Annotated in this window: 11 protein-coding genes; all 11 read right to left on the bottom strand. The window is 35.9% G+C overall.

The annotated features are described in order from the left end of the window. Entirely contained in the window at positions 1-1,044 is a 1,044-nt protein-coding gene (locus EG348_RS08660) for a cytochrome-c peroxidase (RefSeq protein ID WP_123982530.1), read from the bottom strand. After that, the gene (locus EG348_RS08655; RefSeq protein ID WP_123982528.1) at positions 1,037-1,864 is read right to left on the bottom strand and encodes an MbnP family protein; all 828 of its coding nucleotides are present in this window, start codon (positions 1,862-1,864) and stop codon (positions 1,037-1,039) included. Before EG348_RS08655 ends, EG348_RS08660 begins: the two co-directional genes overlap by 8 nt. A gap of 173 nt (positions 1,865-2,037) precedes the next feature. Continuing rightward, complete coding sequence (locus EG348_RS08650; protein ID WP_123982526.1) at positions 2,038-2,412, bottom strand: hypothetical protein; 375 nt, start codon at positions 2,410-2,412, stop codon at positions 2,038-2,040. Positions 2,413-2,415: 3 nt separating this feature from the next. Further along, a complete protein-coding gene (locus tag EG348_RS08645) occupies positions 2,416-3,090 on the bottom strand; it encodes a superoxide dismutase (protein WP_072407306.1) in 675 nt (224 codons plus the stop codon). Between the two features lie 109 nt (positions 3,091-3,199). Beyond that, a complete protein-coding gene (locus EG348_RS08640; protein WP_123982524.1) occupies positions 3,200-3,883 on the bottom strand; it encodes an SCO family protein in 684 nt (227 codons plus the stop codon). Then, complete coding sequence (locus EG348_RS08635; protein ID WP_123982522.1) at positions 3,870-4,145, bottom strand: YHS domain-containing protein; 276 nt, start codon at positions 4,143-4,145, stop codon at positions 3,870-3,872. Before EG348_RS08635 ends, EG348_RS08640 begins: the two co-directional genes overlap by 14 nt. A 211-nt stretch (positions 4,146-4,356) precedes the next feature. Next, positions 4,357-4,719, bottom strand: coding sequence for a hypothetical protein (locus EG348_RS08630; RefSeq protein ID WP_164463269.1), 363 nt, complete (start codon positions 4,717-4,719; stop codon positions 4,357-4,359). Between the two features lie 364 nt (positions 4,720-5,083). Then, a complete protein-coding gene (locus EG348_RS08625; RefSeq protein ID WP_123982520.1) occupies positions 5,084-7,036 on the bottom strand; it encodes a heavy metal translocating P-type ATPase in 1,953 nt (650 codons plus the stop codon). A gap of 45 nt (positions 7,037-7,081) precedes the next feature. Then, positions 7,082-7,501: a Fur family transcriptional regulator gene (locus tag EG348_RS08620; RefSeq protein ID WP_123982518.1), complete on the bottom strand. Its 420-nt coding sequence runs from the start codon at positions 7,499-7,501 to the stop codon at positions 7,082-7,084. Positions 7,502-7,512: 11 nt separating this feature from the next. Next, positions 7,513-8,736 (bottom strand): efflux RND transporter periplasmic adaptor subunit, encoded by a 1,224-nt coding sequence (locus EG348_RS08615; protein ID WP_123982516.1) that lies wholly within the window; start codon positions 8,734-8,736, stop codon positions 7,513-7,515. Between the two features lies 1 nt (position 8,737). Further along, entirely contained in the window at positions 8,738-13,102 is a 4,365-nt protein-coding gene (locus EG348_RS08610) for a CusA/CzcA family heavy metal efflux RND transporter (protein WP_123982515.1), read from the bottom strand. Between the last annotated feature and the right edge of the window lie 240 nt (positions 13,103-13,342).

Below are 13,342 nucleotides of genomic sequence, written 5' to 3'. Positions count from 1 at the left end.
TTACTCAGCAAATTTTGGATTTGAAATGAAGTTTTTATCAGACAGTGTTTTCAAAAAGGCGATAATAAAAATCTTTTCCTGATCGTTCATCGCAATTCCGACATGTCCGTTTTGTTTTAATTGAGGATCAAGATTAGGATTATCTTCCACATTATCTGAATAGAAATTAAGTACTGCATTTAGTGTGTAAAATCTTCCGTCATGCATGTACGGGGCAGTATATTCAATATTTCGCAAACTTGGAACACGGAATTTCATCCAATCATTTTGATCAAGCGTCACTCGATATCGTCCGGCATCTTTGAATTGCGTATTGTAATACATTCCTGTATTTCTGAAACTTTCATCTGTAAATAATTCTCCACTGTGGCAGGAAGCACATTTCTGCTGAAATAAATTCATTCCCTGAGTTTCTTCTGAGGTGAAATTTTCTTTTCCTTGCTTAAATCTGTCATACTTTGAATCTGCAGAAATCATCGTCGCCATAAATTGTGACAACGCTTTTAACACCCTTTCCCCTGTGATACTTTCATCGCCATACGCTGATTTGAAAAGTTTTTTATACTTAGAATCTGCGCTTAATTTTGAAATTACTTCAGGCATCGAACTATCCATTTCATTCGCATCTGTGATGGGAATAATGGGTTGTTCGTTGAGATTATGAATGACTCCGTCCCACATATATCGTTTTAAAAATGCCATATTCTGAATCGCCGGAGCATTTCTGATTCCAATTCGATCATCAACACCATGACTTACTGTGTGACCGTGATGGGTAAATGCATTTTCCTGAATATGACAGAAGCCACATGAAATGGTATTGTTTCGTGAAAGTCTGCCTTCATAGAATAATTTTCGTCCCAGCTCTACTCCTTTTTTCGTAATTGGATTTCCTGATTGATCAAAAGTCAATTCAGAAAAATAGGAAGGAAACTCCAAGTTGTAGGCTTCGTCTTTTTCCAACGGCTCAATTACCTCATCAGAACACGACACAATATTTAGAAAAGAGAAAAGAATAATCCCCGTTTTAATTATTTTAATCATTGTGAACGTGATCTACTTTAAACATCTTCGTTAAATTGTTTGTTACGCTCACCAAATGCTGACTAGAGCCCATCATCATGTCATTGGTAGAAGTCAAAGTAAGCGGAGTTTCTCCACTCAGATATTGATTAAGATCTGCCAGAATATGAATGGACGGCGTAATTTTACTCGTAACTCTTGCTGTAGTCGGAAGATTCAACGTAACTTCTCGGTAAAGATCGGGTGTATTATTTGCTGTTGTATTTCCCATGTTTCCGGTGTGGTTCATAAACTCTGTAACAGGAGAACTTGTTCCGTATTTCCCTTCCAGTTTTACGAAAACATAGCCGGCTGCCCAAGACCATGACATTCCTTTCTGCTTGGCTTTATTCCAGAATTCTGCCTGTCCGTCTTGTCCCAACAGATAAGCTTTTTGACTGATTCCCAATCCGAATTTTATTTTTTTATAATTGTTTTTTGGAACTCCATTTAGGTTAAGATAAATAATTCCGGCTACCGCGTCGGCTTGGTCTACGATAAAAGCACCTTTATCAGGATTATTTTCATTATATTTAAATTCGTTTCCGTTTTCATCGAATAAACTGATGTTGCTCACCACATATTTTAGCGCAGAAAACTGATGTTTTTGTCCTTGCGAAGAAGTTTGCGTGGTTTGATTTAAAACAATATCTCCCAGATTATTAAACCCGTTTTCAAATTTTATCTGAAGATTTCCCGGAGTTTCATTGGTTGAATCATCGTCGTCATTATTTCGACAAGAAGTTAAGGTGAATACAGTAATGGCAATACAGAATAATGATAAAAATTTATAAATTTTCATTGTTGATTTTTTAGTGTTATAATATGTTGATACGCCCATCGCGATAGGGATGGAAGCGGTTATCCTTTTTTTAGATTCTGACGTAAGGAAGGATCTAAAAAAAGATATGAGTGGACAGCCCGACCCGAGCGGGTAGAAAAGCCAGGGAAAGGGGATCGCCCAAATAGATAAGATTATACACTAAAAACCGGAGGTCTGAAAATAGAATATAAAAACAGAAAAGAATATTCTGTTTTATAAGAAAATTTGAAATTAAAGAGAGATATTTTCTCTGTATTTTGAATTTCTGCAATGTCAGGAAGAATATAAATATCCAATAATTTCTGTCCTGAATTTTTTGTTTTGTTTAAAGGCGAAGAATCGGTATTATTGGTTTTTGCAAGCTCTTTGCTCAGGTAACATTTTCCGTTACAGTGAAGCTCGGGTTTGCTTTTGTTGATACACAGAACATTCGCGATATAATCATAATTTACAGCATACTCCACCAATGGTACCAGAGGTCTGAATACCACAAATAAAGTGAGAAATATGCTGCAAATTAAGTTCATGAATTATTTCTTGCTTACTGCATCTTCATATCTTTGGCTCACTGATTTCCAGTTTAGCACATTCCAGATCGCTGCAAGATAATCTGCTCTTTTGTTTTGATATTTCAAATAATAAGCATGTTCCCAAACATCAATTCCTAAGATCGGAGTTCCTTTTTCTTCTACAACATCCATCAAAGGATTATCCTGATTTGGCGTTGAAGAAACGAATAATTTTCCGTTTTTATCAACAGAAAGCCAAGCCCATCCGGAACCGAAACGATCTGCTCCTGCTTTGCCCATTTTTTCTTTGAAAGCATCCATACTTCCGAAGCTTTCCGTAATTGCTTTCGCTAATTTTGCTGAAGGTTGCGTATTTTTTTCAGGCGTAAGCATCGTCCAGAAAAGCTCGTGGTTATAGTGTCCACCCGCGTTGTTTCTTACTGCAGGAGTCGATTTAGAAACCTGAGAAAGAATCTGAAATAAGGTTTGTTTTTCCTGTGGGGTTCCCGCAATTGCTTTATTCAAATTAGCAACATACGCAGCCGCATGCTTTGAATAATGGATCTCCATCGTTTGCGCATCAATAGAACCTTCCAACGCATTGTATGCATATGGTAAAGGTGTCTGCTTAAACTGTGCGAACGCAAATTGCGCTGCAAAAACTGCACTTAGAGCAGCTATTTTCATAATCTTCATAACGTTTTGTTTTATGGTTTATATTTGGCTGGAAGTTGGTAGCTGGAGGCTGGAAGTTTACGACTATGCTTTTAATAACTTCCCTCTTCCATCATCTAGCTTCCCGCCCTTATTTCAACAATTTCTTAATATCCTCGATCAATAGTTCTCTGTCGGGATGATATTTACCTGTCAATTTTGGGATCTTTCCTTCTGCATCTTCATAATTTAAACCAGAATAATATAAAATCGGCATATTATCCTTATTATATCTGCAACGGATACTCCCTTCTTTGTCCACGAGAGCAATCATTCCACTGTGGTTAAGATTTTCTCCTTCATCTTCTTTGTCACCAACATAAATATCAAACTGATCTGCAAGTTTTCCGATATAATCTCTATTCCCTGTTAAGAAATGCCAGTTAGGAGATTTTACTCCAATTCTTTTAGCATGTTGCTTCAGTAATTCAGGAGTATCATTTTCAGGATCTATGCTTATGGAAATGATTCCAAATTCAGGATTATTGATTTCATCTTCGATTGCTCTCATATTGCTGTTCATCACAGGACAAATCGTTGGACATCTGCTGAAGAAAAATTCTACTAAATAGACTTTTCCAAGCATATCTTTATTGGTGATTTTCTTGTTGTTTTGATCAGTCAATTCAAAATCCGGAACCTTCATCACGGTATATAAGTTCTTTTTAAAATAACTCATCCCGATCCCAATACCCAAGAAAAGTAAAGCAATCACAGCAATTGGAATAATCACTTTGCTTTTTGTCCCTTTATTTGTATTATTATTTCTGGGCATACTTCTCAGGATTTTTTTTGAACTCGTCCTTACAGTAGACACTGCAAAAACCGTACGTTTTATTTTTATAGACTGCTGTATCTTTCATATTTGCTTCTGTTGGCATATGACAGATTGGGTCTTCAACGTTGGCAAATTTCACTTTTTTTGTATCTGATTTTGAAGAAGTAGTACTCTTTTTATGCTTTACTTTAGGCGTTTCCTGGGCACAAGCAATTAGTGAAACAGACAATAATGCTGTTAAAATAATTTTTGATTTCATTTTAAATTAAATTGAAATTAATGTTAGTATTGAATGAAGTTGATTGAGATTTAAACTAAATTTAATAGTAATTCGAGTTTGAAACATTAAGAAAATCATATTGATTTTTTAAGCACTCAACTTAATACGGAGTCTTTCTTAACACTTTTAAAAACTTAATTAAACCTCAACGGTTGAAAAGTTAACTATAAATTTAGTTTAAAAATAAGATTTAAGCTAAAGGAGGACGAAATATTCGGGAAGAATATTCTGAAATATGAAAATTATGATAGTCCGAATCAGGATTTTTTATTGAAATATCTGATAAGTTTTTATTTGAAAATGAAAATATTTCGTTAGATAAGAAAACATCTAATCCCGCAATTTTAATATTTTGAGAATTGTTGGATTGTTTTTCTGTTTTTGCTAATTCTTTTTCGACGTAGCATTTCCCTTTACAGGTAGATTGGGGCACATTTCTGTTTTCGCAAAGATTTTTGACGATGTAATCATAGTTTACCGCATAATTTATCAATGGCAAAACTGGTCGTAATGCAATGGTGAAAATAACAAATATGGAAATGAAAAACTTCAATGCTCAATTCTGTTCTACAAATATACTACTGAAATTTGTTTTTCTAATTGATTTATGATGAAAGTCATTTTTCTGGTTGGTGATTGTTTGTTGGTAAAAGGCTTTGGATTTTATTTTTCCACAGATTACATAAATTTACACAGATGATTGTGTTTTAATTTTTATAAAAGAAAATATGCGCAATCATCTTCGCTAATCCGTATTATCTGAGAAGGTACATTAAGTTTTGGCTAAAGCCAATAGAATAGTTTTAATAAAAAAAACGGGCTAAAGCCCGTTCCTATTGATAATTTAACCTGTTTTTATCTGATAATACTTAAATGTCGATAACCTTCATGCATCCATCTTCCTTCTTCCAACCTCATCAAAACTTCATTTTCTGAATTCTAACAGCATTTAAAATAGCCAATAAAGCAACTCCAACATCGGCAAAAACAGCTTCCCACATGGTTGCCAAACCTCCTGCTCCCAATATTAAAACAACAGCTTTTACTGCAAATGCAAGAATGATATTCTGCCATACTATTTTTTTCGTCTGCTTTCCGATATTGATCGCCATTGGGATTTTGCTCGGCATATCATCCTGGATTACTACATCGGCAGTTTCGATCGTTGCATCACTTCCTAATCCGCCCATGGCGATACCGACATCGCTTAGAGCCACAACCGGAGCATCATTTACTCCATCACCCACAAAAGCTACTGTTTGATTTTTGGCTTTGATCTCTTTGACTTTATTTACTTTATCTTCGGGAAGTAAATCTCCGTAGGCATTTTGAATTCCCAATTGATTGGCCACATATTTTACAACGGAAGTTTTGTCGCCACTCAACATGGTGGTTTGTACATTCAATGCTTTTAATTTATTGATCGTTAATTGAGCATCTTCCTTGATACTATCTGCAATCGTAAGATACCCTACAAATTGTTTATCGTAAGCAATGGCAATCAACGTGTAGACTATATTTTCAGGTTTGATTTCATATTTGATATTGAACTTATCCATTAATTTGAAATTCCCAACCAATAATTCTTTTCCGTTGATGGTTGCTTTTAAACCATGACCTGCAATTTCTTCCACATTTTCTAATTGAATAGAATGATCAATTTCTCCTACAAAATCATGAATCGCTGTTGCAACAGGATGTGTACTTTGACTTTCTAGCGCATTGACAAATTTTAAAATTTCATCTTTATTGAACTCAGTCTTAAAATTAACTTCCTGAACTTTGAAAACTCCTTCCGTCATGGTACCGGTTTTATCCATCACCACATTTTGAACATTTGCGAGAACATCTAAGAAATTACTTCCTTTAAATAAAATTCCGTTTCTACTTCCTGCTCCAATTCCTCCGAAATATCCTAACGGAATTGAAATCACCAAAGCACACGGACAAGAGATTACAAGGAAGATCAACGCTCTATACAACCAATCTCTAAACTGATAATCGGCTACAAAAAAGTAAGGCAACAAAGTAATTCCAATCGCAAGAAATACAACAATCGGAGTATAAATTTTCGCAAATTTTCTGATGAAAAGTTCTGTCGGAGCCTTTTGAGCTGTCGCATTCTGAACCATTTCTAGAATTTTACTTAGCTTACTGTCTTTATAGGCTGTCGTTACTTTTACCTGACTTACTGTATTTAGATTGATCATTCCTGCCAGTACCGTTTCGCCTTTTATTTTTGTGTCCGGTTTACTTTCTCCCGTAAGCGCAGCTGTATTAAACGAAGCTTTATCTGAAATCAGTTCGCCGTCCAATCCTAGTTTTTCCCCGGATTTCAACTGAATAATTTCACCGATATTTACTTTTTCTGCTTTTACCATTTCAGGTTTTCCTTCTTTTAAGATCGTAACCTCATCCGGACGCTGATCAAGCAAAGATTTAATATTACGTTTTGCTCTGGTGACTGCCATTGCCTGAAAAACTTCACCTACAGAATAAAAAAGCATTACAGCGACCCCTTCAGGATACTCTCCGATTGAAAAAGCTCCCACCGTCGCTATTCCCATTAAAAAAAACTCTGAAAACACATCACCTTTAGTAATGCTTTCATACGCTTCTTTTAAAACAGGAAGTCCGACAGGAACGTAAGCAATTAAATACCAAACCAAGCGAATCCAGCCCGAAAACCAATCGGGTTTTATATAATAATCTAAAGCTATTCCTATTAATAATAAAGAAAAAGAAATGATCGCAGGAATAAACATCTGAAACGTAGATTGATCTCCCATATCATGAGAATGGTCGTGATCGTGACCTTCATGATTGTGATTATGTTCTTTTTTAGGTTTTGTACTGCAACATTCTTCCATAACTGAATAATTTTAATCAAAATTAGATGTAAACTTAATGCAATACTATTGCAAACTTTCAAGACAATTCTCGCAAATTCCTTTGGCAAAAAGCCTTATTTCATCGATCCTGAAATTGGTCTGAATATTTTCAGGGATTGAAATATCCTCTTTACAAGTCGTCTGTTTGCATATTTTACAGTAAAAATGCAGATGCCAGTCTTTATGTGTTGTCTCGTCGCAACCATCATGACAAAGCTTGTATTTTGTCGTTGTATTTTCCTGAATACTATGAACAATTCCCTTTTCTTCAAAGGTTTTTAATGTTCGATAAATTGTGGTTCGGTCGGCATTTTCAAAATAATTTTCAATTTCCGACAGTGATAAAGCAGTTTCCTGAGAACTCAAAAAATCATACACCAAAATCCTCATGCTTGTGGGTTTTGTGTTTTTGTCGATCAATTTATTTTCGATGTCTTTTTTCATGATTTCAATTATTAATGTTCGTGCTCTCCGGAATTTGTCAGTTTAGCATTAATGAAAAACGCTCCTTTTGTAGCAATTTTCGCACTTTCAGGAATCGATTTCACAGGCGTAATTGCTGTGTAACCCATTTCTGAAGTTCCTTTTACTACTTCTACTTTCTCAAAGTTAACGGTTTTTTCGTTGTGTTTTTCCTGAGTTTTTTCATCTTTATGATCTTCCGATTTTTTATCATTTACAAGAAAAATATAATCTTTTCCGTCAGCGCTTGTGATGGCGGTATTGGGAACAGCAGGCATTAATTGATTATTTAAACTTACGACAGCTGTCGCGTTCATCCCATCGATCAAGCCATTTTTATTTCCTTTCACTTTACAATGAATCGGAATCGTCTTACTTTGATTTTCAAAAGCTGTTCCAATACTGTACACCTCAGCATCGTACTCGGCAACAGGGCTATTCGTCAATGTAAAATGAATCTTCTGCCCGACTTTTATCAATGGTAAATCTTTTTCAAAAACCTGCAAATCAAGATGTAAAGAGCTATTATCAACAATTTCTGCGACAGGCGAGGAAACATCAATATAACTTCCGATCTGCAACAAAATATTGCTGATCGTTCCGCTAATTGGCGCGGTAACGGCAAGTCCGGATCTTAAATTTTTGTTGGAAACATTTCCAGGACTGATCCCCATCATCTGAATCTGTCTTTGTAAAGAAGCTCTTTTCGTTCTTAATGTTTTTAATTCGGCATCTGCATTTTGTAGATTTTTTTTCGCTCCGGCATCGTTATCAAAAAGTTCTTTCTGCCTTCTGTATTCCTGTTCTGCAAAAGTAATGCGACTTCCCGTTGTCAAATAATCTTCCTGCAATTGAATAAACTCCGGATTGGCAATCGTCGCGATCACCTGACCTTTTTTCACATAATCTCCGACCTGAACATTCAAAGTTTTAATCACTCCACCGTATAAAGAAGTCGCGCTGGCTTTGTTGTTATTGGGCACACTCAACGCACCGTTGGCTTTAACGATCGATGTGAGCTCTTTCATTTCAATTTGCCCTAACGTAATACCGACTGCATCCATTTGCTCTTGCGTCAGCTCTGCAAAGTCCGAACTTTCATGTTCTGAATGTTCTTCGGTTTTCTCCTTTGCCTCTTCTGTTTTTTCAGCTTTTCCACAACTCGCTAGAAATAATGACAGAAGAATTATTATGATGATATTAAATTTTAATTTCATTTTATTTGTTGATTAAAGAATTAATGTTGACCACAGTTTGATTGACCTGCTGAATAGATTGCAGATATTTAAGTTCGATATCGGTTGCTGTTTGAAGGGCAAACAAATATTCTACATATGAAATCTCTCCTGTTTTATAGCCTAACTGAGCTGCTTTTACAATACTTTTCGCATTAGGAACAGCTTGATTCAGATAATACTCATACTGTTGAACATCTTGCTGATACTGGCTGAACGAATTTCTTAGTTGAGCATCCAGTTGCTGCTGTTGGAACTTCGCATTATTTTCTTCCATCTGCTTTTGACATTCCAAAGATTTAATCCTTGCTTTGGTTGCTCCAAAAGTTAACGGAATTGCAACTCCAACACTTACAGAATTGAATCTGTTTTCCGCCCCGTAATACTTTTCCTGTCCGTTTAAGGTATGAAAACCTATCAACGACTGATTGGTATATCCAATACTAAAATCGGGTAATCCTTGTGCTTTTTCAACATTTTTATTCTTTTCCAGCACTTCCATATTCTGCTTAAAAATCTGGATCGACGGATGATTTTCTATCGTTTCGCTGTCTAGAAGATATTCTACTTTTAACGGTTCATATTTTTGAGAATCAGGAATCGAAATATCTTCGTCCGTATTCAACAAAACCTTTAAATTTTTATAAGCATTATTTAAATACACCTTATTCTGCTGAAACAAAAGATTAATCTCTCCTTTCTGCGTTTCGGCAGTATTAATTTCGATCTTTTTAATATCTCCTGCTTTGAATCTCACCGTTGCAATTCTTATGAAATCGCCATACAAGCTGTCGAGATATTGCAATTTTGTTTGATTGTACTGCAAATATTCGATCTGATAAAAATAAGATCTGACTTGCTTTATCAATTCATTTTCTGTGACTTGCCTTTCAATCTTTTTAGTTTTAATTTCTTCCTGAATTAATTCTTTTCTGGCTTTAAATAAAGTCGGAAACGGAATAGTTTGTGAGATGGCAAAAGACTGATCAAATTTTGGGCTGTTATATTGTCCGAGTTGCGCACTAAAATCCAGTTTAGGAAGTTCCTTTGCTGTTGGCTTCAAGGCTTCGGAAGACTGAATATTGAGATCTTTTGCTTTGATGGAAGGATTATTTTGCTGTAACAATTCTATCGCCTGATTCAAAGAAATTTCTCTTGAACTTTGTGCCTTCAAATTTTGACCTAAAAATAAAGTTCCTATTAAAATGATTAATGTTAAAGGCTTTTTCAACAATTTATCTTTAAGATTAATTTTAGAATTAAAAATGATATACAACATCGGCAATACGAATAAAGTCAGGAAAGTTGCGGAGAGTAATCCTCCAATAACAACCGTGGCCAATGGTTTCTGAACTTCTGCTCCCGCGCTTGTACTTATCGCCATCGGTAAGAATCCGAAAGAGGCAACGGTTGCTGTCATTAAAACTGGTCTTAATCTGGTTTTTGTTCCTTCAATTACTCTTTTCAATACATCGGTAACTCCATCTTTTTCTAATTGATTGAATGTTCCGATTAACACAATTCCATTAAGAACTGCAACTCCGAACAATGCAATGAAACCAACTCCAGCACTGATACTGAAAGGCATTCCTCTCAATAAAAGCGCAAAAATACCTCCGATCGCACTCATCGGAATCGCTGTAAATATTAACGTTGCCTGTTTAAATGAGTGAAATGTAAAATATAGTAGCATAAAGATCAAAAGTAGCGACACAGGAACGGCGATCATCAATCGTTGACTGGCTTCTTTTAAATTTTCAAACTGTCCGCCATAGGTGAAGTAATAGCCAGATGGAAGTTTTACATCTTTTTCTAATTTTTTCTGAATATCTTTCACAACACTTTCCACATCTCTTCCTTTAACATTAAAACCAATGACAATTCTACGTTTTCCTGCTTCACGGCTGATCTGCGCTGGTCCAAGTTTATATTCAATATTCGCGACTTGTGACAACGGAACCTGAGTTCCGGTATTTGTCGGAACCATCAAATTACTTACATCCTCAATATCTGTACGGTACAAACTGTCTAATCTTACCACAAGATCAAAACGTCTTTCATTTTCAAAGATCTGACCTGCAGTTTTTCCTGCAAATGCGGTACTTAAAACATTGTTGACATCTTCTACATTCAATCCGTAATTGGCAATTCTTGTTCTGTCGTAGGTAACGTTGATTTGCGGGAGACCGCCCACTCTTTCGACTTGTGGAGACGTTGCCCCTTCAACATTTTGAATGACTTTGCTTACTTTATCCGCATAAATAGACAGCGTATCCATATTTTCACCAAAGATCTTCACGGCTACATCTTGTCGGATTCCTGTCATTAATTCATTAAAACGCATTTGAATCGGCTGATTCGCTTCAAAGAAAACTCCAGGAATCACTTCCAATTTTTCGGTGATCTCATCGGCCAATTCCGTATATGACTTTTTAGATTTCCATTCTTTTTGATGTTTTAATACAATGATTAAATCTGTCGCTTCAGGCGGCATCGGATCTGTTGGGACTTCGGCAGAACCTGTTTTTCCGACTACCATTTTCACCTCATCAAATTGCTTAATAACTCTAGAAGCCTGCATCGAAGTTTCGATACTCTGGCTTAATGAACTTCCCTGCGGTAAAATACAGTGAAACGCAAAATCTCCTTCTTCGAGTTGTGGGATAAATTCACCACCCATTCTGCTGAAAACCAATAATGAAATTGAAAATAAAACAACCGTAATTCCAACGATTACATATTTAATTTTAATGGCTTTCTGTAACAAAGGTTGATAAATCTTTTGTAGCCAATTCATCATTTTATCCGAAAAATTTTCTTTGTGAGCCGTTTTCTTAGAAAGAAAAAGCGCACACATCATCGGAATATAGGTCAATGAAAGAATCAACGCTCCTAAAATCGCAAAACCTACTGTTTTAGCCATTGGTGAGAACATTTTCCCTTCAATTCCGACTAGCGTAAGAATCGGAATATAAACAATTAAGATGATAATTTCTCCAAAAGCGGCACTTCCACGGATTTTTGAAGCAGACAGAAAAACTTCCTCGTCCATTTCGCTTTGTGTTAATCTTTGAACCGATTTTCTTAACCCTAAATGATGTAAAGTAGCTTCAACGATAATTACCGCTCCATCTACAATTAAACCGAAATCGATCGCTCCAAGACTCATTAAATTGGCACTTACTCCGAACACATTCATCATTCCTAAAGCGAATAATAGTGACAAAGGAATTGCAGATGCTACAATTAATCCCGCTCTGAAATTTCCGAGGAATAAGACTAAAACGAAGATCACGATTAGTGCTCCTTCGATCAAATTCTTTTCTACCGTACTTATGGCTCGATCCACCAAATCTGTTCTGTCTAAAAAAGGCTCAATTATAATATCTGCCGGCAACGATTTTTGAATGGTCGGAATTTTTTCTTTAATTCTGTTGACAACATCATTGCTATTAGCTCCTTTCAACATCATAACAACTCCGCCCACGGCATCGGTTTGTCCGTTGTACGTCATTGCACCGTAACGGGTTGCGTGGCCAAAACGAACATCTGCAACATCTTTCACAAAAACAGGAATGCTGCCCGTATTTTTGACGGCAATATTTTTAACATCATCAATCGAAGTTGCCAAGCCAATTCCACGGATGAAATAGGCATTTGGTTTTTTGTCAATATACGCTCCGCCTGTATTCTGATTGTTTTTTTCTAGGGCTGTAAAAATATCGGCAACGCTTACTCCCATTGCTTTTAGACGATTAGGATTGACTGCCACTTCATATTGTTTCAGCTCGCCTCCAAAGCTATTGACCTCAGCAACACCTTCTGTTCCGTACAATTGTCGGGAAACAATCCAGTCCTGCATCGTACGCAGATCTTTCGCATTGTATTTTTTTTCACTTCCTTTTTTAGGATGCAAAATATATTGGTAGACTTCACCCAATCCTGTGCTTACAGGCGCTAATTCGGGAGTTCCAATTCCTTTAGGAATATTTTCTTCTGCTTGTTTTAATCTTTCATTAATTAATTGCCTGGCAAAATAAATGTCTACTTTATCCTTGAAAACAACGGTGATTACCGATAATCCGAATCTTGAAATACTTCGGGTTTCTTCTATATCGGGAACGGTTGCAATACTTTGTTCAATAGGAAAGGTGACCAATTGTTCTACTTCCTGTCCCGCCAACGTAGGACAAACCGTAATAATCTGAACCTGATTATTAGTGATATCAGGAACAGCATCGATGGGCAATCTGGTAGCACTCCAAACTCCCCAAATGATCAGCAACAAGGTCATAATTCCAATGATAATCTTGTTTTTGATACTAAATTTTATGATTTTATCTAACACAAATTGAGATTTAATTTGTGATTGTCTGTTTTGTCTTTTATAATGCAAAGGACGCTAAGTTTTTTTAAATACTAAACGTTTTTAAGTTCGCAAAGGCGTTCTACTTAGCAAAGATGCAAAGACAGACAATCTGTTAATTTTAATTGAGAATATTTTACATTTCATTAAAAATGAGATGCAAAAATATCATGAATACCTCTGCAACGATATTGCAAAGTTTCATGGAATATTTAAAATCAA

The organism is Chryseobacterium sp. G0201 (assembly GCF_003815655.1).
GTDB lineage: Bacteria > Bacteroidota > Bacteroidia > Flavobacteriales > Weeksellaceae > Chryseobacterium.
This window is presented reverse-complemented; position numbering and strand designations above follow the sequence as displayed.